Annotated in this window: 22 protein-coding genes and 1 pseudogene; 14 read left to right on the top strand and 9 right to left on the bottom strand. The window is 54.7% G+C overall.

Features of this window, described 5'->3' with window-relative positions; genetic code table 11:
- Positions 1 to 12: 12 nt before the first annotated feature.
- The 4 genes and pseudogenes from mnmA to LEPIL_RS09990 form a co-directional block, all read left to right on the top strand.
- A pseudogene (gene mnmA, locus LEPIL_RS09975) lies at positions 13 to 1,194 on the top strand (tRNA 2-thiouridine(34) synthase MnmA); the annotation flags it as partial.
- 47 nt (positions 1,195 to 1,241) lie between these two features.
- Positions 1,242 to 2,630, top strand: a complete 1,389-nt coding sequence (locus LEPIL_RS21980) for a putative glycoside hydrolase (protein ID WP_157135051.1) — start codon at positions 1,242 to 1,244, stop codon at positions 2,628 to 2,630.
- Positions 2,627 to 3,502 (top strand): Hsp33 family molecular chaperone HslO, encoded by an 876-nt coding sequence (locus LEPIL_RS09985; RefSeq protein ID WP_002772327.1) that lies wholly within the window; start codon positions 2,627 to 2,629, stop codon positions 3,500 to 3,502. The genes LEPIL_RS21980 and LEPIL_RS09985 overlap by 4 nt, the downstream gene beginning before the upstream one ends.
- Positions 3,503 to 3,522: 20 nt before the next feature.
- The gene (locus LEPIL_RS09990) at positions 3,523 to 4,578 is read left to right on the top strand and encodes a hypothetical protein (protein WP_002772328.1); all 1,056 of its coding nucleotides are present in this window, start codon (positions 3,523 to 3,525) and stop codon (positions 4,576 to 4,578) included.
- Between the two features lies 1 nt (position 4,579).
- Here the strand turns inward: LEPIL_RS09990 and LEPIL_RS09995 are convergent, their stop codons facing one another.
- Together LEPIL_RS09995 and LEPIL_RS10000 are read right to left on the bottom strand one after the other, a co-directional pair.
- On the bottom strand, positions 4,580 to 5,194 hold the full coding sequence (locus LEPIL_RS09995) for an ACT domain-containing protein (protein WP_002772329.1): 615 nt from the start codon (positions 5,192 to 5,194) through the stop codon (positions 4,580 to 4,582).
- A complete protein-coding gene (locus LEPIL_RS10000; RefSeq protein WP_002772331.1) occupies positions 5,191 to 6,120 on the bottom strand; it encodes an SRPBCC family protein in 930 nt (309 codons plus the stop codon). Before LEPIL_RS10000 ends, LEPIL_RS09995 begins: the two co-directional genes overlap by 4 nt.
- A gap of 71 nt (positions 6,121 to 6,191) precedes the next feature.
- Between LEPIL_RS10000 and LEPIL_RS10005 the strand changes: the two genes are divergently transcribed.
- Positions 6,192 to 6,797, top strand: a complete 606-nt coding sequence (locus LEPIL_RS10005; protein ID WP_002772332.1) for a riboflavin synthase — start codon at positions 6,192 to 6,194, stop codon at positions 6,795 to 6,797.
- On the opposite strand, the gene LEPIL_RS10010 is transcribed toward LEPIL_RS10005, so the two are convergent.
- The gene (locus LEPIL_RS10010) at positions 6,790 to 6,987 is read right to left on the bottom strand and encodes a hypothetical protein (RefSeq protein ID WP_143464777.1); all 198 of its coding nucleotides are present in this window, start codon (positions 6,985 to 6,987) and stop codon (positions 6,790 to 6,792) included. The two genes, LEPIL_RS10005 and LEPIL_RS10010, sit on opposite strands and share 8 nt — an antisense overlap.
- 62 nt (positions 6,988 to 7,049) lie before the next feature.
- Here LEPIL_RS10010 and LEPIL_RS10015 point away from each other — a divergent pair, with 62 nt between their 5' ends.
- Complete coding sequence (locus tag LEPIL_RS10015; RefSeq protein WP_002772334.1) at positions 7,050 to 7,910, top strand: metallophosphoesterase; 861 nt, start codon at positions 7,050 to 7,052, stop codon at positions 7,908 to 7,910.
- Complete coding sequence (locus LEPIL_RS10020) at positions 7,907 to 9,772, top strand: hypothetical protein (RefSeq protein ID WP_002772335.1); 1,866 nt, start codon at positions 7,907 to 7,909, stop codon at positions 9,770 to 9,772. Before LEPIL_RS10015 ends, LEPIL_RS10020 begins: the two co-directional genes overlap by 4 nt.
- Before the next feature lie 76 nt (positions 9,773 to 9,848).
- Here LEPIL_RS10020 and LEPIL_RS10025 read toward each other — a convergent pair whose 3' ends face one another.
- On the bottom strand, positions 9,849 to 10,517 hold the full coding sequence (locus LEPIL_RS10025; protein ID WP_002772336.1) for a transglutaminase domain-containing protein: 669 nt from the start codon (positions 10,515 to 10,517) through the stop codon (positions 9,849 to 9,851).
- A 139-nt stretch (positions 10,518 to 10,656) separates the two neighbouring features.
- Here LEPIL_RS10025 and LEPIL_RS10030 point away from each other — a divergent pair, with 139 nt between their 5' ends.
- The 5 genes from LEPIL_RS10030 to LEPIL_RS10050 are packed head-to-tail and all read left to right on the top strand — an operon-like array spanning position 10,657 to position 13,768.
- Positions 10,657 to 11,079, top strand: coding sequence for a tellurite resistance TerB family protein (locus LEPIL_RS10030; RefSeq protein WP_002772337.1), 423 nt, complete (start codon positions 10,657 to 10,659; stop codon positions 11,077 to 11,079).
- Between the two features lie 31 nt (positions 11,080 to 11,110).
- Complete coding sequence (locus tag LEPIL_RS10035) at positions 11,111 to 12,184, top strand: cobalamin synthesis protein P47K (protein WP_002772338.1); 1,074 nt, start codon at positions 11,111 to 11,113, stop codon at positions 12,182 to 12,184.
- A 2-nt stretch (positions 12,185 to 12,186) separates the two neighbouring features.
- The gene (locus tag LEPIL_RS10040) at positions 12,187 to 12,768 is read left to right on the top strand and encodes an aquaporin (RefSeq protein WP_002772340.1); all 582 of its coding nucleotides are present in this window, start codon (positions 12,187 to 12,189) and stop codon (positions 12,766 to 12,768) included.
- 2 nt (positions 12,769 to 12,770) lie between these two features.
- Entirely contained in the window at positions 12,771 to 13,196 is a 426-nt protein-coding gene (locus LEPIL_RS10045; protein ID WP_002772341.1) for a copper chaperone PCu(A)C, read from the top strand.
- On the top strand, positions 13,193 to 13,768 hold the full coding sequence (locus LEPIL_RS10050; protein WP_002772342.1) for an SCO family protein: 576 nt from the start codon (positions 13,193 to 13,195) through the stop codon (positions 13,766 to 13,768). The genes LEPIL_RS10045 and LEPIL_RS10050 overlap by 4 nt, the downstream gene beginning before the upstream one ends.
- A 150-nt stretch (positions 13,769 to 13,918) precedes the next feature.
- On the opposite strand, the gene LEPIL_RS10055 is transcribed toward LEPIL_RS10050, so the two are convergent.
- The 3 genes from LEPIL_RS10055 to LEPIL_RS10065 form a co-directional block, all read right to left on the bottom strand.
- Positions 13,919 to 14,419 carry a hypothetical protein gene (locus LEPIL_RS10055; RefSeq protein WP_002772343.1) on the bottom strand — a complete coding sequence of 167 codons (501 nt, stop codon included), beginning with the start codon at positions 14,417 to 14,419 and terminating at the stop codon, positions 13,919 to 13,921.
- A 792-nt stretch (positions 14,420 to 15,211) separates the two neighbouring features.
- Positions 15,212 to 16,219 (bottom strand): IS5-like element ISLil2 family transposase, encoded by a 1,008-nt coding sequence (locus tag LEPIL_RS10060; protein WP_002769088.1) that lies wholly within the window; start codon positions 16,217 to 16,219, stop codon positions 15,212 to 15,214.
- 127 nt (positions 16,220 to 16,346) lie between these two features.
- Positions 16,347 to 17,336, bottom strand: coding sequence for an IS5-like element ISLil3 family transposase (locus LEPIL_RS10065; RefSeq protein ID WP_002772154.1), 990 nt, complete (start codon positions 17,334 to 17,336; stop codon positions 16,347 to 16,349).
- 453 nt (positions 17,337 to 17,789) lie between these two features.
- Here LEPIL_RS10065 and LEPIL_RS21985 point away from each other — a divergent pair, with 453 nt between their 5' ends.
- Both LEPIL_RS21985 and LEPIL_RS10075 read left to right on the top strand, forming a co-directional pair.
- A complete protein-coding gene (locus LEPIL_RS21985; RefSeq protein WP_002772346.1) occupies positions 17,790 to 18,503 on the top strand; it encodes a hypothetical protein in 714 nt (237 codons plus the stop codon).
- Between the two features lie 148 nt (positions 18,504 to 18,651).
- On the top strand, positions 18,652 to 19,260 hold the full coding sequence (locus LEPIL_RS10075; protein WP_002772347.1) for a hypothetical protein: 609 nt from the start codon (positions 18,652 to 18,654) through the stop codon (positions 19,258 to 19,260).
- 353 nt (positions 19,261 to 19,613) lie between these two features.
- On the opposite strand, the gene rpoD is transcribed toward LEPIL_RS10075, so the two are convergent.
- Both rpoD and dnaG read right to left on the bottom strand, forming a co-directional pair.
- Positions 19,614 to 21,374: an RNA polymerase sigma factor RpoD gene (rpoD, locus tag LEPIL_RS10080; protein WP_002772348.1), complete on the bottom strand. Its 1,761-nt coding sequence runs from the start codon at positions 21,372 to 21,374 to the stop codon at positions 19,614 to 19,616.
- A 33-nt stretch (positions 21,375 to 21,407) separates the two neighbouring features.
- Entirely contained in the window at positions 21,408 to 23,273 is a 1,866-nt protein-coding gene (gene dnaG / locus LEPIL_RS21990; RefSeq protein WP_002772349.1) for a DNA primase, read from the bottom strand.
- Positions 23,274 to 23,333: the final 60 nt, after the last annotated feature.

The following is a 23,333-nucleotide window of genomic DNA, read 5'->3' on the forward strand; positions in this document are numbered from 1 at the left end:
GCCATGCAACATATGCCCTCTTCGCTTGAAGAAGATAACCCGGCTCCACCGGCGGGAAGCCGAGTCGTCGTCGCCATGTCGGGCGGCGTCGATAGCGCCGTCGTCGCCCTCATGCTACGAGAGCGCGGCTACGACGTCGTCGGCGTCAATCTTCGCGTCTGGGAATACGAGGCCTCCTGCGATCCGAGAAAGAAATCATGCTGCAGCCCCGAAGACATCCAGGACGCAAGAGCGGTGGGAATGCAGATCGACATTCCCTTCTATGTTCTGCGTATGGAGAAGGTCTTTGAAGAGAAGGTCATGGACCGCTTTGTGCGCGACTACTCCCATGCGCGCACGCCCAATCCGTGTGTTGAATGCAATACGTTTGTGAAGTTCGGAGCGCTGTTTTCGAAGGCGCGAGACCTGAACATTGAAACCATCGCCACCGGACATTACGCCGGCATCCGCCGGTTGCCGAACGGTCGATATGCGATTCGCACAGGCAGAGATGAGCGAAAGAATCAGGCCTATTATCTTTATGGACTGAGCCAGGAGGTGCTCAAAGCGACCTACTTCCCGCTTGCCGATATGACGAAGGCAGAGGTGCGCGACATCGCACGCCGCCACGGACTGGTCGTCGCCGATAAAGAGGAATCGCAGGAGATCTGTTTTATTCCCGACAACGACTATCGCGAATTCCTTGAGAAAAAAGGGGTCGCCTTCACGCCGGGATACTTTCGCGACGAAGAAGGACGCATACTCGGCAAGCATTCGGGCCGGGAGAAGTTCACCGTCGGCCAGCGCAAGGGCCTTGGAATCGCCTGGAAGGAGCCTCTCTATGTTCTTCGCATCGAAGAGAGCGGCGACGTCATCCTCGGTCCGGTCGATAGAACGCTGTGCACGGATTTTGTCGTCGAGCAGGTTCATTGTATGGGCCTTTCAGAAGAAGAGCTGAAAAACCTTACACCGGGCTCCTCTGCTTCTTCTATCGAGGGGCGCGTTCAGGTGCGGTACCGTTCCACGCCCGTGCGCTGCCGCGTTTCGTTCCTTGAAGAAAGCTCTGAGATTTCTTTTAACGGCCTGCCCGTCGGCATGCGCCTGCACGTCGAGCTTCTTGAGCCGGTCAGTTCCGTCACGCCCGGCCAGAGCGCCGTTTTTTTCCCGCCGCTTGAAACGACGCCCTCGGACTGGGTCATGATGGGCGGCATCATCGCATTGCACTGATGCCATGCGTTTTTCTGCACGCCCTTCATCGCCGGATGCCGATCATAGATACGATGTTCTCGCTTCATAAAAAAAGGCTGCCCCGCATCCTGCTTCTGCTCAGCATGATCGCCCTGCCGCTTCTTACGCTCACGCAGGCCGAAAACCGTCATCTCATACCCGAAGAGAACCGGCAGGAACTGTCGGATTTCTATCGCTATCTGCGCACCCGCTACGGTAAAGCTCCTGAAGAGCGACGCAGTGAAACGCCGCAGCCTTCTGTCCCTTCTATAGAAAAGCCGCGCGCCGGGATAACGGAACAAAAACAGGAAGCGGAGCCCCGAGCAAAAGAACCGACTCCTGAGACGTCCCCTTCTGATCTGAAACGCAGGTCGGCAGAGAAGCCCGCAGAAAAGAGGCCCGATGAACTGAAACAGAACTACTCTGACAGGAAACCCGCTGAACGGAAGCAGGTTCTGAAAAAGAACACTTCCGAAAAGCCCCGCGAAGACAGGACTTCGCAAGAAAAGCCTGAAGACGAGATCGAACTCGTCGCCATGAGCGATACGGTCGAACTGCCCGAGCCGCGAAACAACCGCAGCTTCGCGAAGGCGGCGCCGTCCTTTTACAGAGGCCTGTATATCAACAACGCCCTTGTGCGCGGCAAAGGATTTGCAAACTTCCTGAAGACGGCGGATAACCACGGCATCAACGTGCTCGTCATCGACATCCAGCCTCATATGCCGCCGGCCGAGGCTCTCAAGCTTGCCGAAGATATGGGATTCTATCTTGTTGCGCGTGTCGTCGTCTTCGACGCAGGACTGAAAACATACCCGGCTCCGAAAGGGCACATTGAACGTATCGTTAACAGGGCCGAAGAAGGGGCAAAGGCCGGATTCGCCGAGATACAGCTCGACTATATTCGTTTCGCCGACAATCTGCGCGTTAAAGGCCTGACCGTGCAGAAGCGATACGATTATATCTCCTCGGTGCTCTCGCAATTCGAGAGGCGTCTGCGCCCGTATAAAGTGCGAATCGGCGCCGACATCTTCGGTCGCATCGCCTTTAATCGTGACGATATCATCGGCCAGAAGCTTGAACTTTTCGATCGACACATGGATGTGATTTATCCGATGCTGTATCCGTCGCATTTCTACGGCGACCCGATACGACGCAGGAAGCCCTATCATACGATCTTCGACGGCACGCTCGGCTCAAGAAAGCGCGTGCGGAACGCCCGCATCGTTCCTTATATCCAGGCCTTTGGAATGCGCGTGGGTGAGTCGGGCCTGTCGGTGGAAAACTATATCAGAGCACAGCTTGATGCGGCTCAGGATTCGGGAGGAGCGGGCTATGTTGCATGGAATGCGCGCAACGATTACAGCGTATTCTTTCGCGCCATCCGTTCGGGCCGCTTTATGCCCGCAGTAAAAACGAAACGATGAAAACAGATTCCTATATTCGAGGCGTGCTGCCCGATATCGCCTATCGCTACGTTATTGCGACGGCCTTCTCGTCGGTTCAGGAGATCTGGACCAGACATGAGATGGACGTAGGGCCGGCTCTTTTGATCGGTGAGGCGGCCGTCGCCTCCTTTCTGCTTGCGGCGCGCGGCACAAAAGAGGACGACCAGACGGTCGGGCTGCACTTTGAATGTGAGGGCCCCGTCCGTCGCCTGATGAGCTTCGGACGTTTTGACGGCGGGATGCGCGGTTATACACCGGAGGCAAGGTCGGACTGGCCCGGCTCATTAATGGACGGAAAGGGATCGGGGACGCTAAACGTCAGCCTGTTTCGCCAGCAATCCCGCAAGGTCTATGCCTCGAGCGTGGAATTCCGCAATCAGAGCATCGCCCGCAACGTAGAGGAGTTTCTCGGTAAGTCCGAGCAGGTTCAGGTCTTTGTGGAGCTCGGACCCTTTGCCGACGACGGCACCCGAACCTCATTCTTCCCGGGTCCGATCAGCCTGCAGCATGCAGGCATCTACGGATCGCTTTTCGAGGCCATGCCCGGAGCAACGGCCGACGACACCGACAGGCTTCTTGATTTCTTGAAAGAGCATTCCGTTCTCGACCTTCTACGCCGACAGGGGATTCTTCCCGAGCTTCCTGGAACGCTGGCAGAAGGGCGGTTATTTCATTACTGTGACTGTTCAAAAGAGAAGGTGGAAAGGCTGATCATCGGTATGGGTCGGGAAGAAGCCGATGCGCTCATCGCCGAACGGGGCAAAATCGAGATCACCTGCGAATTCTGCTGTGAAAAATATCTGTTCGGAGACTCCGATCTGGAAAGGATTTTTGTTGAAGAATCCGTCTAAACACCTATCGGTGTAAAAGGATGTCATCTCCCTACTTCCAGAAATCGAGGTATATTCTCATCGACACGGTCGATGACCTTGACCCGCGCCGTATCAGCATCCGCGACCTGAACAAGAAATACATGGATCGCGAGGGAAACCGCTATGCCCTTCGCTTTGACCTGAACAGCAGGCAGATCCATGTCGTGCGTCTGGCCGGATCAAAAGACGAGGCCGTGCGCATCCGTGCTGAAATCCTGCGACAGCGAAGAGCCGAAAAGGGCGATGAGCTCGAGTTCACGCTCGAACCCGACGAGCATGACGATCCGTTTAAGAGCGAGCTGCCCGAGCCTCTGCTCTCACGCGCTCCTGATTCTTACACGGCTTCTCAGCCTTCTTCTAGCGCTCCTGAAAAACCTATGGATCAACCTCATGACCGTGGTGCCCGTCGGGATTCATCCGGAGAGTTTCGCCCCTCACGACAGGACGCATCCGGTGACCTGCCCGATCCGTCACAGCTTTTCAGCGAAGAGGATTCGGGCTTTATCGACGATTTCACGGCTCCGGGCACTCCGCTCATCAGCGAGATCGACCTTTTTCCCGAACTCGAGCGCGAGATCTCACGCATCATCGACAGCCAGAAGGCCATCATTAAAGTCATGAGCCGGTCAAGAGTACTCGATCATATCGGCGGATCAGAAGACTTCTTTGCGACCGCTAAAAAAGTAGATGAATCCTGCATACAGGCAGCCGTTGAGGCGGCCCGCCTCTATCAGGAGTTATCGGGATTTCCAAAATCCCCGCTGCATTACCTGAGTTCTTTTCCTGCTATCGAGAAGAAGCGCATCGAAGCCCTTCCCGATGAGCGCCAGCAGATCGAGCAGATCAAGCATTACGAGCTTCACCGCACGTATTCAGAGCTTCTACGGAACATTCTCGATCTGACGATTCAGCTGCGTCGCAGCCTCGAAGGCCTGCCCGAATCGGAGCGCGGCAAGCAGTATTTCATCGACCTCATCCCATCGTTTGCCGAGATCACGGGCAAGGCGTCGTCGCTGCAACATCGATTGCAGGAATGGTTCCGACAGACGGTCTGATTCAGTTTTCAGATGCGGTAAACTGCGAAAGAAAAGACGATAGGGCTTCGATCTTTTCCGCGCTCAGCGGCTTCCCTTTGCTCTGTAGATGAAAAAGATCGCGCGCATGACCGCCATAGGTCGAACGCAAGGTCGCCGAGACGATATTCACGTCATGCCGGAATAACAACCTTGCCACCGTAAAAAGAAGACCCGGCCGGTCGGGCGCCTCAAGATACATCGTCGTCTCGCCCTTCTCTGTGTTCTGATCAAACAGTACCTCGACTCCCGCTTCAAAGAACGACTCCGGCCGGGGGATCTCTTTCTCGCCGGCACGAATCAGCTCTTCGGGGTCGGAGTCGTCTGACAGCAAAGCCTCCATCAACATACCGAGCTTCAACCCGATTTCGGATAACTTCCGGGCGCTTCCGTCCACCATCGTGCGCAACACAAAGCGATCGTAAGAGTACAGCTCGCCGTCCTCTTCAAGCGTGTCGATATCGCCCGAATATATGTCGAGATCAAGCGAATAGATCGCCGCAGAAAGCCTGTACAGCGTGCCTTCTTTGATCGACGGGGTGCGGATTTCCAGTATGAGTTCGCGATCGCCGGCTACGGTACAGCTGAACGATTTCACGTTCCGTCTCCACGATGGCTGATGACGTCGTTGCACCAGCGTATGAAAAGATCGGGATTGAGTCGTGAGGCCGGCATTCGGTCGTAGTTCTGACCGACGCGAATATCCATATCCTGCTCGATGCTGAAACGATCGGCGAAATCCTGTAGATTGCGGCCGAGAATGGGATCAAGCTCTCGCCAGCTCATCACAAGCTGACCGGCCTTCTGCGCTCCGAAGATCTTCTGCCCGCGGGCGACGAATTCCATCTCGGTATAATTCTCTTTGCAGTACCATTCGCCCTTTCCGTCGAGCTCCTGAAAGACCTTCCAGAGAATTTTTGAGGCCTTCTGCTTCTCTTTTTTCGCCCTCGTCTCTTCTTCCATACGCCGAAGAAACTCTTTCAGATCGGCAAGCACGGCAGGACGGTACTCTCCCTTCCAGGTATCGTTATCCCACCACGGTTCGGGTTCTTCATCGCGAAGCAGCTGTTCGAGAGCGGGTGCCGCCAGTTTCCAGATGGCCTCGTACTCGGCGCGCAGCGCCGGATCGGTCCATCCCTCATGATAGATGTTGACGCGAATACCTTCGCCGGCCGAGCCGCGACGCACGCCGCGATCCTCGATTTCGAACGTAATGATCGTTTCGCCCTGCTGCGACGGCCATGACCTGCCTTTCAATCCATAGCGGATGAGTTCGTTCTTATCCTGCGTGAGCAGAATCATCTCGACCTCATCGCCCGGCTTATGCGAGACGATGTTGCGCGACATGATGACGCGAGGAGCCCACCACTTCCGCAACTCGGTTTGCGAGGTGAGCGTGCGAAAGGCCCTGGCCGGCGTCGTTACGGCCTGTAACGAAAATTCCAGCGGATCAAGCTCTTCCCGGCGATTCATATCCCCATCGAACAGAAAGCGGTCCGCCAGCGGAACTAAATTTTCGCGCATCCGCTAAAAAAGCGAGATCGTGAATGGGGAAATCCCGTCGACAGCCCGCTGCCAGAGGCTATTTTCGCCCTATGTTCACCGGCATCATAGAGAACACCGGCATCGTCGAAAGCATCAGCCAGTCGGGTACCAATCGCATCTTCCACATTAAAAGCGCGATCGCCTCAGAGCTGAACGTTGGTGAAAGCGTCGCCCATAACGGCGTCTGCCTGACCGTGGAGCCCGAAGAAGGCCTTAAAGAGGCCTACAGGGTGACGGCCATAGCCGAAACGCTTGAGAAAACGGCCATCGGCTCCCTCCTCGTCGGGTCAAAGATCAACCTCGAACGAGCGCTGCGAGCGGACGGCCGCCTTGACGGCCATTTTGTGCAGGGCCATGTCGATGCCGTAGGTGAAGTCGATGCCGTGCTACCGCGTGATGGCAGCACCGAATACTGGATTCGTTATCCAGAGAGACATGCTTCTCTGCTCGTACCTCAGGGAAGCATCTGTGTGAACGGCATCAGCCTGACCGTATCGGGCCTTCGCGAGAATCTGTTCGCCGTTAACATCATTCCGCATACGGCGTCGATCACCGATGCAGGTACATGGCAGAAAGGAACTCAGGTGAATCTTGAATTCGACATCCTGGGCAAGTACATCCTTCGATTCCTTGAGAAGAGAGAATCGATCAGATGATATCGCGGACCTCGCGGCCCTTCTCGTCGCGCACGATGAAGCGCTCTTCGGACTCAGGCTCCGATGCGCGAAGCTTCTGGTTCAGGGCTCGTGATTTTTCAAGAGCCCGTTCTTTCATGGAAGTAACGCCCATATTCGAAAGCGGAAAACCGTCTCCGGCCGGCGTCACCCTCCAGATCGTATATTTCATACAGAGAGTCAGAAAATCGAGTACGGGCACAGCTTCAACTCAAAAACAGGGAGAGGACCGCCATGCAGATCGCCATCGTCGGTGACATTCACACCTGCTGGAACGATTTTGATACGCACTATTTCAATTCATCGAAGTACGATCTTATTCTTGTATGCGGTGACCTTCCTGGCCGGCTGCACAGACAGACCTTCGATATTGCTCGCGCTCTATCGGCGTTAAAAAAGCCGGCGCTGATGATTCCTGGCAACCATGATGCGACAACGGTACGCCAGAACCTCGGCGAGATCATAAAAAACGAAACGCTGATCGGCACATCGGGCATGGGGCAGTTTAAACGCGTCATGGCGCTTGAGAGAGCCCTGGACCCGGTCGTGCTCGGCGGCTACAGCCTGCATGCCTACGGCAGTTACGATATCGTCGTGCTGCGACCGCATTCGATCGGCGGTCCGGGCCTGGCCTTTATCCCCTATCTGCGCGATCGCTTCGGAGTGACGACCGTCGAAGAATCAGCCGAGAAGATCCAGAAGCTCATCGATCGCACCGAGCGTGAAATCATCTTCTTCGGGCATAACGGTCCGACGGGACTGGGCGAGGATCGCAGCGACATCTTCGGCTGTGACTTTCGCAAAGAGATGGGGGACTTCGGCGATGAAGACGCCGAACTCGCCCTCAATTATGCTCTGAAAAAAGGGAAGCGTATTCGCGCCTTTGTCGCCGGTCATATGCATCATCATCTGCGCGGCGGAGGAGATCGCCTCTGGACCGTGGAACGCGACGGAATTCATTTCATCAATGCCGCTCGCGTTCCGAGGATATACAGAGAGGCCGGAGAACCAGTTCATCATCATGTGCGGCTTCAACTGAACAGAACTGATACGATCGTCGAAGAGATACTGATCAAACCGGGACAGACAGCATGAGCGAAACATCCACTTTTCTTACGGCGGCGGAGCTACAGGCGGCCCTTGCCGGCATGAATCCGTCTGCCCTGAAAGACGTCGGTCTCATCGAGCAGGGAACGACGGCGGCTCTGACGATGACGCGGTCCATCCGCAGCCTGAAAGGCCCCGAGCATCTTTTCAGTTCTCCCGAAGACCTGCGTCTGCTTGTGCAGCGTAACATCGTCAACGAATACGTCTGGCTCGATTATCAGGTCGATTCCGGACGCCTCTCCACCAGAAAGGTGTTTATCCGACCCGCATCGCTTCGCACTTCGGATGCCGATCGCATCGTGCAGGATTGCGACGAGATGAGCGCTCTCTCCCTCGCCTGCTATCTGCATCACCGCGAAAAGGTCGGATTCCTCGCCGAAACGCCGACGGCGGTCTTTCGCGGATTGCTCGACCGACATCGCCTCATCGAAGCGCTGGGCACGCTCGAATCCCATACGATGGAGGGATTGCTCGAATCGTATGATCTTCCCGATCGCACCATCGGCAGGGTTATGCAGATCCTCAATCGTCCCTGTAGCGAACTTTTTCTGCATTTTCAATCCAGTCGTGAGATTCCTCCCGGCGTGCTTGAGGCCGTAGAGAACAGAGGAGAACAGGTATTTCTCTATGCCATCGCTCCGGAACGACATATCCTTTTTCCCGATCCTGCTCTTTTAATCCAGCCCGGCGACGACGATCTTGTCGAGCAGCCCACCTATGCGGAGTGGCTGTATCAGGCACACCTTGAAACGGCGAGATCGCTTGCCCTTCAGGTAGAGAGCTCAGCTGAAGGGTTCGACTATGAAACCCTGCGCGCCCTTTTCGATCAGCATGCCTCTCTCAGGTCGGATGACGCCTGGCCGGGCATTCAGTCGTTTCATGACGCCCTGCGTCGTCTGCACGATCTCGTCGAGATTCTGCGTCAGATGCGACTCGAAGCGGCGCTTGATTTCGCCTACACCGACATGCTCTCGGTGCTCAATATGCAGCTGCGCCCCGTTTCTATTACGGCCGAGACGCTGACCCCGCCTCCTTTTTTATTGAAGAGGTTAGCCGATCCTCTTCGCATCTTCAAGCAGTTTCTCGAACGAGCAAAAAAGGACCCAGAGGTTCTCGTGCATCAGGGAAGCCGCGGCGAACACTTCTTTCTGTTCAGGTCCAATCTGATTCAGGCATTCATCGACCACCGCAGCCAGCGAACCCTTCTGCATCTTATGGCGAAGCAGAACGGTATTCCCGGAGGTATCTACGATTTTGTCGCGCAGTCGGCCGGCCTCACCGAAGCGGCCCGACGCCTGCAAGAAGAGCTGCTGCTTGCCATTCGCCGCTGGGAGGACGACCGCAAACGCGAGATTGCAAAAAGCGAGAGATCGAAGAAATCCATCTTTCAGCGCCTCATCGACTGGGTGCTCACCGTGCTCGGACTCATGCCATCGGCTCCGGTTAACGATGAGTCGACCGTTCCCGAGGCGACGCCCGCTACGACCGCATCTCGACGCAAGCGACCGTCGGCCCCAGCCGAACGACGCAAGACGCTTCCCTCGCGCGTCGAACAGGCCGTCTCTTTTGTCGAAAGAAAATTCGACGGCCTCATCTGGGTGGACGACGTCGTCGAGGCCCTGGCGTCGCCTAACATGAACGCCGATGCCGTAAGCGATATGCTCTTCTATGACAGAGAACAGAGATTCAAGGAGATCCGCGCCCTGTCCAAGCTGCGTCGTCTCTATATTCGCATGGAGTTGCTTGAGAATCCGGAATGGATGAAAAAGACCATTCAGGCGCTCGAAACGACGTCACGCATGCCGCATCACCTGGCCCTGCTTGATTATCTGAAAAAAGACGAAGACTGAGCGTCTTCGAAATCCGACATTCAAGCACTCAGTATGTCCGGACAGGCGCACGCCAAACAACCCGGCCAACAGCCAATCAATGAGCCGGCGCCTCGTTCATGAAATCGCCGTCGACCTGGTTTCCAATAAGATGCGGATACATTTCAGCTAACCCTCGCATCACCTCTTCAAACGGGAATTCGTCGAACTCGCCTCGCTCTCGAATATACTCCATGAATCGGTGGCCTTTACCGTCATACTGTTGAAACAGGGCATCGTTCTCGCCGTCAAAATCAAGCGGAGCGACTCCGAACTTTGCACAGAGCTTCGCATCAAAAACCGGGGTCGCCTTCAAACGTCTTCCGTTCACCTCGACGACGGCATAGCCGTGGTAGGCGAAGACGTTCGTGCCGAGATACTCGATAAATCTCTGTGAAGAGAGATGATTGACGACGTCGGCGAGACCTATCCAGGAGCGAAAGCCAAGCGCTCGCGCGCAGGCGGCAAAAAGAAGAGACTTCGGTATACAGTAGGCCCGCTTCATACGACAGATACGCGAGGCGCGATAGTATTCGCGCTGTAACGGAATGCGATAGGGATTATAGGCGATGCCGTCTCGCACGGCGATATAAGCGGCCTTCAAGCGCTCAAGGGGGGCGGCATCGACGGGCGTCACTCGATCGAGAAAGGCCTGCATTTCAGCAGATTCAAAATCGAAGAACTCCGTTGATGAGAGGGATGGGTCGTCGCTATCCTTCTGAAACATAGTACAGGAAACGCCCGGCCTCCGTCGCTGTAAAGAAAACCGTCGTCTTTTTGCACTTGACCGTACGGGAGAGTGGTGACCCTTTAAAAGGGATGCCCGTATATGTCTTAACAACATTTCACACAACCGGAGTAACTGCATGAGTCGGGAAAACGAATTGCCAGGCAACATGAGCAATTCCATTTCTGCACTGACGGCCGAAGACCTACAGGATATGGCCCACTATCTGCAGATGCTGCTTCAGCTGATGATTGCCGACGGCCATCTGCATCCGGCAGAACAGGCCCGGTTTAAAGAATACGCCATCCGGCACGGCTATGCCGAGCGCTTCATCGATGAGACGATGGCCTCAGCCCTCACAAACCGGCATATGAAGCGATCCCCTCACCGGTTCCACTCTCAGGCGACGGCCATGCAGTTCCTCAAAGACGCCGTGCAGCTTGCCCGATGTGACGGCATCCTGCATGATGAAGAAAGGGCATGGCTTGAAGAGGCCGCCGAAGTCAACGACCTTGATGCTGAGGACGTCTTTCTGATCCTTGCCGATACAGAAAAGGATTGACGGCCGGCAAGCGCATACCCCGGTAGAGTATATGAAGCCACAACTCGCCCTGATCGGCGGCCTGCTCGGATCTGGCAAAACAACCTTACTGCGATCCTTTGCCGCGCATCTCAATAAACAGGGGCGGCGCGTGGCGCTCATCACCAACGACCAGACCGGCGGACTCGTCGATACGATCTTCCTCGAAAAGGCAGGGTTATCCGTCGAAGAGGTCGTCGGCGCCTGTTTCTGCTGCGATTTTGACGGACTGACCCAGGCCATCCTGAACTCGCTGGCTCACTGCCCCGACGTGATTCTTGCCGAGCCCGTCGGCAGCTGCACCGATCTGCAAGCCACCGTCGTCGCTCCTCTGAAAGATCTGCTGGCCGATAGCGTTTCCATTCTGCCTCTTACCGTACTCGTCGATCCGCATCGCATCAATGAGATGAACGCCCTCTTGCCCGATGATGCAGCCGGTGAGGCCGTTAAATATCTGTTTACAAAACAGCTCGAAGAGGCCGACCTGATCGCTCTCACCAAGATCGACACGCTCGACGATGCCCTTCGCGAAGATGCCATCCGACAGCTCACCGTCCAGGCGCCCGTCGTCGCCCTCAGCGCCGTAACCGAAGAAGGCATCGTGCAGTGGTGGGATGCGCTTCAGCGACTGCGGCCCGGCGATGCCCGTCTGAAAGAGATCGACTACGCCGTCTATGCAGAGGCAGAGGCGGCGATGGGATGGCTGAACATGAAGCTATCCGTCAGCCCCGAAACGGCGCCCGATCTTGCCCTGGCCGGATTTCTCAAAGGCGTGGTTAACGACATTGAAACGCGTCGCGGGCATACGGGCAATTTCAAGTGCGTGCTTGTCGGCGACAACGGCTATCTCAGAGGTGGCCTGTTGCGCTCGACTGAGAGTCCGTCTATTGAGGGCCGTCTTTCACTGCGATCAGGGAATGAGAAGGCCGAATTCACGGTCAACCTTCGCGCAACCCTCGCCGCCACCGAGTTGAAAGAGACGGTGCTGCGGCATCTCACGGACTGGAATGCCGAAGTGCTATCGGTCGATGCGCTGCATCCGGCGCCTCCGCGACCCACGCACAGATACGCTCCCCACGGTAGTTAACGATGAACGAATGCAGTAGCCGATCCGAAGGCGTATGCCTCTTTCTGGCAGAAGCCGTCGCCACCTTCGCTCTCGTCTTTGCCGGAACAGGCGCCATCATCTTCAATGATGCCTTCGGCGGCCCCGGACACACGGGAATCGCTATCGTATTCGGCGCAGTCGTGGCGGCGATGATACTGGTCTTCGGTCCCGTGTCGGGCGCTCATATGAATCCGGCCGTCAGTATCGCCATGACTCTGGCCAGGGAACTATCGCTGAAGCGACTGCCCCTCTATCTCACGGCTCAGGCCGTGGGTGGCTTTGCAGCAAGCGGCTTTCTGTTCTACGTCATGCCAGAACATGCAACACTCGGAGCGACAACTCCGCGAGTCGCTCCGCATGCGGCCTTTTTACTGGAACTCCTGCTCACGTTCTTACTCATGGAAGCGATCGTTCAATCGGCCCTGCTGCGCAGATCCGGCACCGCCTATGTGGCAGCCACGGTCGGGCTGATCGTCGGATTGCAGGCGATGTTTGCCCGTCCCGCTATGAGCGCAAGAGCAGTGAAAACACTTTCCTTTCTGAGCGGGGCGCAGAAGATGTGACTATGCGTCGCTTTCCTGCCTTTCTCGGCATCGTATCCGGCATCCTACTGCTTTTTGCCTGCTCGCCGCAGAATATCCTGCGTTTCGAAGATATGCACATCGCCTATACGCCCAGCCCTGTTCTCGGAATGTATGGCACAATCCACAACGGCACCGAGAACGCTCTTGTTCTTGAAAGCGTAAAGTCCGATCGCTTTAAAAGAATCGAGATTCATCAGACGACGACGTCCGAGGGTCGCATGCGCATGGAACGCATCGACACGCTCACGATTCCCGCTCGAAGCGCCGTGGAGCTTGCACCGGGCAAGGCACATATCATGCTCTTTGAAGCGACCGAGCCTGTAAAAAACGGCGAGATCATTCCGGTAACGATCACGCTGAGCGGAACGACTCATTCTCTTGAAGTGCTCGTCAGAGGAAACCCATGAAACGGATCCTGCTATTTCTCGTATCAAGCTTCGCTTTCAGCCTCTTGCTCGCCTGCGAAAAAGAGCCCTTTCCGTTGAAGCAGCTCGGCTCGCCCGCTGCATTCACGTTAACCGATACAGAGGGACAGCCGTATAACTACGAACCGACGTCGGGAACGGTGCGCCTCGTCTTCTTCGGCTACACGCAGTGCCCGGACTACTGCCCGGCCACCATGTCGAAATTGCAGAAGGTTTTCGAGAAGCTTCCCTTCCCCGCCGAGGAACGCCCCGAGATCCTCTTTATCTCCGTTGATCCGGAACGAGACACGCCCGAAGTACTCTCGCGCTATCTTGAGGCCTTTAAGATCCCCGCCACCGGATTAACAGGCGATCGCAAATCGCTCGAAGAGATCGCCCGCAACTTCGGAACGTTCTTTCACATAGAGAAGAAAGGCAAAGACGTCATCGTCGATCATTCGACGTATCTGTATCTCATCGACCCTGAAGGCAGAATCCGCTATCTCTTTCGAAGCCAGGACAGCGCCGACACGATCTTCGAAGGCGTGACGGCGTTATACGCCGAGATGGACTAAGGCCCGTTTGCACTCTGCCTGTCCGGCGCGTGGCGCGATCGTGCGCCAGGCGCCGTCGCTTTACCGTCCATGGCTCGCTACAGGCAGAGAGCAAACGGGCTGGAATGGGAGGGACGGGAGCGGCGTTAGCCCCTCCCTATACCTGCGATCCTATTTACTCGGAACGGGCACGCTTAACCAGATTTCCGATTTTTTTTCGTCCAACGCTTTCGATAGCTTGAATGTCGTCGGCATTTTGTCTTTCGGATAAACGAAGACAAAGACCCGCCGGGCGGCCTCGCCCGATCCAAGCTCTATCGGCCCCTCGCCGGTTCGCCCTTTAAACATTGATTCTCCAAACGCCTCAAAGGCATTCTCATAGTCGACAACGGCCGGCATTGATCCCTGAATGCCCACAGTGGGCTCAAGCTGGCCAGTATGCGGGAGGATTGTAACTTCTTCATTCCTGAGATTCATGAATTCAACATGCAGGATGAGCATCGTATCCTTTTCGGGATTTTTCGGCGAATAGAGACCCGGATTATAGGTATCGGCCGTTTCGACAGCGGTAATGCGAATAGCGCCGGATTCATTCTTTACCGGTGCAAGCTCCTGAACCGTTTTAGCGGAAACACAGGACCCGAGAAAAATCAAAAGAACGATACGTTTCACATTTATACTCCTTATTTATTAGTATATAGACTGTCCCGATTACAGAGTCAATAAAAAAACCATCGGATGCTTTCAGCAGAAAGCCCATCGGCGAATATTCTGCAGGAGCAAATGCACCTCGCTCGACTAATACGATCGACAGTTCCACTTACAGCCACACGATGCTCCGCCTGTTCCAAACAGGCCGCCGGGATTCAGGCCGCAGGCACACCCGGTCCAGCACCAATCTGTACTGTGCGTCTTCACTCGCACAAATGAAGCCTGCTGATTTTCCGAAATCGTAATAGTCGATCGGCCCGCCGGAACGATAAGCGGCAGAGGAACACATCCGACAACCGGCGTGACGCCGACCCAACGTAGGCGATTTCTACTGTAGACCTTCACCTTCCAGCCATTCGCATCCTCGTATTCCTCGACTGGAGGACCGTACAGAAGATCCCACTGTTTTATGAGAGATGCTGTGTATTCTTCTCTTTTGAATTCGCGTTCGCTGGTATCCGGCCGGGTTGAAAACACTCCAAGACCGATACAGGCGCACAGGTGTGGTATGCACAGAAGTAAAGCGACGAAGAGGCGGACATTCATGTCGTGTCTCAGCATTCTCGTATGACCAGTATGACAAGCTATAAACACTCTCTATGTGACAGCGATCCAGAGAAATCGTTGCTACAGGCAGAACAGGCGGCGCGACATAATTTCATTACTGTCGTATTACTATTGTCCCGGCTTTGTTGTATTGAAACGGTCAGTAGAGTGCGAACTTCCATGCTCAGTCGTTTTAACATTGAGTCTTCAGGTTTTTATCGGAACAGAAACGGGCTTGCCGAGCTGATTGAGCTTGTTCAACAACCGGCTTCTCAAGAGAACTTCGGCTTGCTGGTTTGGGAAATTACGAGCGGCCATCCTTTCTCCGAATACTGTTTTGTAACGAAAGAAAGTCATTTCTACGAGTGATCGCTTATGATAGTCGCTTTCCTTCTTCCATGCTGCTCGGGTCTTCTCTCTCACAGCCCTGATAGTATCATCCCTCTGCCAGGATATCTTGAACCTTTCCGCATTTGAATACTTTTCATCGAGCGTCACTGCATGTTCGCGGGGTGGAACGATCACATTGATTCCGTTGATGCGGGCGGTATTGTAAACAGCATGAGTATCATAGGCTCCGTCGCCCCTGAACGACTTTATTTTCACGCCTGACGAAATCAAATCTCGCATCGCCTTTACCGCTTCTTTGCTGTCGCCGCTATCCTCATTATTGCTTGTTAACTCGGCATAAACTATCTCGCCGGAATTAACGTCGATTCCGATATGCAGTTTTCGCCACGTACGACGTTTTGAGGGACCATGCTTTCTGGTCATCCATTCACCGTCGCCATAGACTTTCAGCCCCGTCGAATCCATAACCAGATCCACGCCTTTTTTCATAGCCTTTGAGGCATTGATCGGCTTCATCTTGATCCCCGCCTGTCTTCTGCAAACCTGTGAATAATCGGGCACTTGCAGATCCAGCTTTAGCATCGTGAATAGCGACCTTACAAAACCGGTGGTCTGGCGAAGAGGGAATTTGAACAGGCCCCGGAGAGTCAGCATGAACTCAATTGCCTGGTCCGAATAAACAGGCTGATGGCCGCGTCCTCTATGACGGTATTCCGCTGCCCAGGTCGTGCTGATATCATCTGAGATCCATACGGTCAGGCTTCCCCGGTTCACGAGGGCCTGGTTATATTCCCGCCAGTTCTTTACACGATAACGTGTTTTCTCTTTTGCTTCGGTCTGTGTTTCAGCTTTTTTCCGGGCCATGCGTTCAGTTTATACGACTCATTGCAGGGTACAAGCATTTTCAGTACAACAAAGCCATTGTCCCGGCTTTGTTGCGCAAAGATTATCCGAGCCAATAGCCTCCCGGATTTCAATTCCAGAACGTTTATTACCTGATCCGCTTCTCTGACTTCGGTTTAGCCGTCTTGATCATTTTATTAAGCATAGAGGCCCGCAATGTGACCTCTACTCGCTGATTCTCAAGGTTACGAGCGCTCAGGCGGTCACCGAACGTTCGCTTGTAGCGATAGATTGCCATTTCTACAAGTGATCGTTTGAAATATCCGCTCTCTGTCTTCCAACCTCCTTTTCCGATTTCCCGAATTCTTTTCACGATTTCATCGCGTGGCCAGGTATTATCCATGGCATTCTCGTATTTTTCGCTTGATAGAATGGCTCCTTCCCTGCTTGGAATAATGGCTTTGATTCCATGCTGCAAGCATGTCAGAAACACTCTATGAGCATCGTACGCTCCATCCCCGCGAAAATCCTTTATGTCATAGCCTTGCTTTACGAGTGATCGAATGATATCGGGTGCGGGCTCCGCATCGTGAGTATCACGCTGGGTTAGTAACGCAGTCAGTATCTGTCCGCTACCTGCATCAATGGCAAGATGAAGCTTGCGCCATGTCCTTCGTTTCCCCGCACCGTGCTCGCGAACTTTCCATTCGCCTTCGCCGAAAACCTTGAGCCCCGTTCCGTCGAGTACAAGATGAATTGGTTTTGATCGGATTCCCTTCGGCAATTTGATAGAAGGGGAGAGCCGACCCTGTCTGCGTGAGATTCGACTGTAATCCGGTACTTCCAGATCCAATCCGGAGAGCTTGAAAAGCGATGCCAGCAGCCCCGTTGTTTGCCGTAGAGGCAGCCCGAAGAGACTCTTCAAAACGAGAACACATTCAATAGCAGCATCAGAGTATTTATCTCTTCTTCCCCGGCGATTCGGTGTTTCCACGGAATACCAGCGATCCTCAATTCCATCCTCTATCCAGAGACAGAGATCCCCTCGCTTAACGAGCCCTCTGTTGTAATCTCTCCAGTTCAGAACTCGATAGGGAACCTTTGGATCTTGCTTTCCCTTTATCCGCAATGCGCTCATAATATCGTTATGTCGCCAAGGCCGCTCAGTACAAGCCTTTTTTGCGCAACAAAGCCCATTGTCCCCATAATTATATTATGTCGCGCCCCATATTCACAGTTCCAGCGCCGTACTCCATCCCCGAGACTCCCGCCGCAGCCGCTATTACAGCCCCTACTGGCATTGAAGTATCCCCCAGCCGCCCTCCCGACTAACCACTCCCACTGCATCCCACGTATATTCCAATCGCTCGATGCGCTATCTGCGTGGAAAAACGTAATCCAAGCCCGTCAGCAGCGACTGTTAAAGAATGTTTTACGGGTTCTCGCGAAAACTATAGATCCAATTCGAGCGGATACAGCGCTACCGGATTTTTCAACTTCCTCAATTCGTTCAATTTAAAGTGAACAGCAGACGATCCAGCATACTCTAAAAAGCACACAGCATAGACATACTCACTTCAAGAGGTAGATCATGAATGTTCGAAGGTTGACTCTCTTTGTTTTCTCGATTATGCTTTTATCATACTGTTCAACAGGTTTTACCCGCGAAGAGCGATCCTATCCGTCCGCCGGATATCAGGTCGATGTTGCTTCTATTCACACGGAGCTCCAGAGACGTCCACAGCTTCGCTTCCCGACGCGAATCGCCGTATTCCTCGATCAACCGCCAACCAGACGGGGCGAGGCGCCCTGGCGATTCACGGCTTCAGAAATCGAGCAGGTAACAGGTCTTGAGGAAGAACTCCGGGCTGCCGGTGTGGCAAGCCAGCTCTTTCTGATGACCGAGCAGACAGCGATCCTTAGCGGCCTCGCACACCAATGGGATCAGGCCAACCTCGAAACCATTCGACTGCTCGCGGCTCGACATGGTGCGGAGGCAGTACTTGTCATCTCTGGTGAAAGTCGAGTTACTGCATCTGCAAACCCGCTGAGCATCATGTATTTGACGGTTGCCGGCGTGTGGCTCATCCCCGGCTCGCATCGTGACGCTCTCTTTTATATACGCGCCTCTCTCTGGGACGTTCGCAACCAGTTTCTTTACGCGTCAGTACAGGCTGAAGGCGAAGCAACACAGCTCCGTCCGTACGGCTTCATCAGCGAGGAAAGTGTTGTCGAGTCGGCTAAATCCAAGGCCTTCGCCGATTTCACGCCGGAGTTACGCAAACGATTGCTGGCGCTGAAGTGAAGCAAGCGGTGTGTGCTTGCTTCTACGTGGCATGGGCGAGGCTGACGGTTCGCATGTCAGTTAGTCACAGCCCCCAAACAAAATCGTGCTGGCCTATTCTACGTAGTAGTAAGTATTCGGTAATTGATTTTTCCATTTGGACATTCGTATGGCTGTTTTCTCACCCATAGTATTTCTCGACCGTTGCCGAGAGTTCGAAACGGATGAACTCATCAAAGGGTTCGTTACTCATAACACTTGGAAGATCGGACTCGCCTTCGTTGAAGGCTTCGAATTTTCCTTGATTCAAGACTCAGGATTCGAATTGGACCAGCTCTGGGACAAGATGTATAACACACTCCGGAAGCTTCGATTCTTTTATTCCCCTGGTGAACCAACTTCATTTCAAGGATTGAGTGAATACTACAAAGAGATGGACGAAGTCTCTGTGAAAGCAAACGATCTTTTTGACCGCTGGACCCGTTTGCTCAGCAGCCCTCAATCAGCCCCGATCCATAATCCAGACTCGGCGGCCAAATCCTTTGGCCTCTTTCATGGCCGATCGTCCAAGGAATATCTCGAAATCTACCTGTATGGCTTCGCCCTGCATTCCGATCTGGACAAACGGCAGCGACGAGCGGACGATCTCGCGTATCTGGGCGAACACCTTACAAATCATAACTTCTACGTGTTGATCTGTATTCTGCGCTCGGCACGGGAGATCATTCGGGATGCCGCAGATTTTGTCCAATACGAATGTGGACGTTCGCCTAACTGAACCTTGCTCCTCTGCCCCGCCTCCCCACACCGTCCCGCACGCACCCACCTGAAAGCGGAGCGTGCCGGGCCTGGTAGGGCCCCTTTGCTCTCGTCCTCACCCGACGATGGCGCGATCGTGCGCCAGGTCGGGCCGCTCCGCCCTCCGTGGCACGCTTTCGGACGAGAGCAAAGGGGCTGGACTCTGGGCATCGGGAGTAAACTCAAGCCTCGTCTAACCCACTCCATCTCGCACGCATCCATCCGAACCCCGCCTGGCACTCAGCCGATCAACAAGGTGCCACCCGCGGGGTGAGGAATGAGATGCGTGCGAGATTTACCACCCGCACGGCTGAAGGTGGGTGCGTGCGAGACTTACGCGTCTAAGTAGTCTTTCAGCTTCTTGCTTCTCGACGGATGACGCAGACGGCGCAGTGCCTTCGCTTCGATCTGACGGATACGTTCCCGCGTTACCTGAAAGACGTAACCGACCTCTTCCAGTGTATGCGTATAACCGTCTTCGAGGCCGAAGCGCATCTTGAGCACCTTCTGCTCGCGGGCGGGCAGCGTATTGAGTACCGAGCGGATCTGATCTGCAAGCAGCTTGTTCGCCGTCTGATTGAGCGGCGACTCGACGACCTTATCTTCGATGAAGTCGCCCAGTTCGGAATCCTCTTCAGAGCCGACGGGCACCTCAAGCGAGATGGGTTCTTTGGCGACGCTTTTCACGGCCTTGACGCGCTGCACCGGCCAGCCAAGGCGTTCGGCCAGCTCTTCGATCGTCGGTTCACGTCCGTGCTCCTGCATGTACATGCGCGATTCACGGGTAACCTTGTTGATCTGCTCGATCATGTGTACAGGAACGCGAATCGTGCGCGCCTGATCCGAGATGGCTCTTGTGATGGCCTGGCGGATCCACCATGTCGCATACGTCGAAAACTTGAAGCCTTTACGGTATTCGAATTTGTCGACGGCCTTGATCAGGCCGATATTGCCCTCTTGAATCAGGTCGAAGAACTGCATGCCGCGGTTCGCATATTTCTTCGCAATCGATACGACAAGACGCAGGTTCGACTTGATGAGCTCGCGCTTCGCCTGTGCGATCTCGCGCTCGCCTTTGGTGATGGCCTCGCCCCACTGTAGAATCTCTTGAATGGTGCATCCGGCATCCTGCTCCATACGACGCAGCTTGCGTTCGTTGTTGCGAATATCCTTGATGATCTCGCGCACCTCGTCGATTGAGACGCCCATCTCTTTCTCGATGCGATCGAGATCTTCGTCTTTTTCAATAAAACGGTTATACCCTTTGATCTCTTTTACGTCTTTCTGATACTTCGCCTTCAGGCTCAAGAAATGCCGCTGGATCTCTTTAATGCGAAAGACCATCGACTTGATCTTCTGCGAGATGCGCTGGATCTCTTTCTGCGATACGCCCATGCGACGCACGGCCTCGAAGATCTTGCCCTGCGAATCCTCGACGATGTCCTGATATTCACGCCATTTCTTCGAGCCTTCAGGATACTTGCGCACCTTCGAGCGGCCGTCGTTCAGACGCTTCTCTTCTTTCGAGATGATGTCCATCTTCTCGAAGAAGAGCTTCTCGAGTTCTTTCAGTTCGCCGCTGTTTAAATAGTTAGCCTTATCGGAATAAATGACCTCCGACACCTTCAGGCGTCCGGAGCGGATCTTCGGCATGAGCTTCTGATAGTTCACGCGAAGAAGCGTCGAGCTGAGAATGGTCTCTTCGATGATCTTCTCGCCGTTCTCGATGCGCTTGGCGAGGAAGACCTCTTTATCGCCCGAGATCAGCGATACCTTACCGATCTCGCGCAAATATAACTTGATCGGATCATCGGACGCCGATACGCTCGACTCCTTCTTCTTCTTGCGAGGAGCGGCCTCTTTATCACGATTGCGACTGTTGCCGGGAATATAATCGTCCGACGGCAGATTGGGCGTGTACTCCTCGACGACATTGATGCCGAGGCGGTTTAACAGCGTGAATACGTCTTCGATCTTCTCGGAGTTGATGATCTTCTCGGGAAGATACTCGTTGATCTGATCGTAGGTGATCTCGCCGTTTGCGCGTCCGATTGCGATAATTTTCTGTATTTCTTCAAGATCTTCGATGGCCATCTGCACACCCCTGGTTGGAATTCGCCGCGGCGGTCATACACCGCCTCTGAGAAGCGATTTCAGTCGGAGTTTTTCCTTCTGCAAACCGTGCATGGCCAGCACAAGCGGGCCCGGATCATCCGCGAACTTAATCTCGCTTTCCTTTTCCTTCAGCTCTCTCTCCACCCGTTCCAGGCTGTGTTTGATGGACAGCTCCAGAAGGATCTCCCGCGTTATCTTATCGGTTTTGCTCTCCCTGTGCTTCAGGACGATGGGCAGGAAAAGATCTCTGACAGACGCGGGAAACTGGGCCATTTCGGCCGGATCGCCCGTCCAGGGCTGTGCGCTCAGAGTTCGATTTTCCAGGATGCGCCATAACGTCTCAGACGAGGGATCTTCGAAGGCAAGATCGCCCAGCGTTTGATGCACGACAGGAAAGAGAGTCGGATTCAGAAAAAGATAGGCCATAAGCTCCCGTTCTATGCGAACGAGATGCGTCTCAGGAACACGGCGCTGCACGGGAGCAGCGGGTTCTTCGCGACGATGCGTCATGCGCGGACGCTGCGATTTATCAAGCTCAGCTCGTATCGTCGCCGTATCGACGCCGAGGATCTGCGCCGCTTCGTCTTGCAGCAGATTGCGATCGAGATCATTCAGATCGAGTAAAAGAGCGGTCAGGCGCAGAAAGGCCTGCTTGCGCGTTTCAAGGCCGAGCTCGGTCAGACGGTTATGCGCCGCCTCGCGCTGCATGCTCTGTGAGATATAATCCATATACTCGACCGGAGGCAGCTCTTTCGCAAAGACCGAGTCGAGTCGTTCTTCTTCAAGGACGTTTAACAATAAAAAGCGATGTGCCGGCACGGCCTTCTCAAGCATGCGCTCAAAAAGCGAGGCGGCGTCGGGCGAACGGCTGAAGTCAAAGGGATCGGCGCCGCCGGGAAGAAAGAGCATGCGAGCCGTGCGGTTGCCCGCGAGCATGGTACGGGCCGCCTTCGCCGCCGCCGTACGCCCTGCTCGGTCGCCATCAAGAAAGATAACCATCTCGTCGGAATAGCGCGCGATCAGGCTACGGTGATCATCCGTAAAGGCCGTGCCCAGCGGAGCAACGGCGCCTTCTATTCCCGCTTCATAAAGTCCGATCACGTCAAGATAGCCTTCGACAAGGATGGCGCGGCGGTTCTTACGCAGCGCCGGCAGAGCACGGTTCAAACCGTAAAGGACGCGCCCCTTATGAAAGACGACGCTATCCGGAGAATTCATATACTTCGGCTGATCTTCAGGCTTGAGCACGCGACCGCCAAATCCGAGGCAGCGATCCGACATGTCTTCGATGGGAAAGATGACCCGGTCGCGAAAGAAATCATAGACGCGCCCGTTATCGGATTTGCGAGCAAGGCCTGCCTCGATCAGCAGATCCTCTTTGTCGGGATGTCGGTCGGTGAAGAAGCGCCAGTCGGCTGGCGCTGCACCGATGCGAAAGGTATCGATCGTTTCGGGCTTGATGCCGCGTCCGAGCAGGTACTGCATGGCCGTCTGTCCGTCAGCGCCGCGCAGATACTCCTGAAACAGGGCCCGCGCCTCGGAAAGCAGGTCAAGGCATGCTCTCTCGCGCCCCCCGTCGGAGGACCTGCCCTGTTCTTCAAGGGGGATGCCCGCATAGTTCGCCAGGATTTCGACCGCTTCGGGAAAAGGCACGCCCTCCTTTTCCATCACAAATCCGAAAAGATCACCACTGCGGCCGCAGCCAAAACAGTGATAGATGCCTTTTTCGGGAGTGACGGTAAAAGAAGGTGACTTTTCGCCGTGAAAGGGGCATAGCCCCTTCAGGTAACGCCCCTGTTTTTTCAGAGAGACGGTGCGGCCTATGTACTGGTCGATGGATACGGCATCGAGGATTCTCTGTTTGAGAGCTTCTTTCATCCAGACATGGAAAAGTTAACGAAAAAAACCGGAGCCGGAAACAGCGGTTCGACCGCAGAG

Origin of the sequence: Leptonema illini DSM 21528 (assembly GCF_000243335.1) — a bacterium.
In the GTDB taxonomy this organism is placed as follows: domain Bacteria; phylum Spirochaetota; class Leptospiria; order Leptospirales; family Leptonemataceae; genus Leptonema; species Leptonema illini.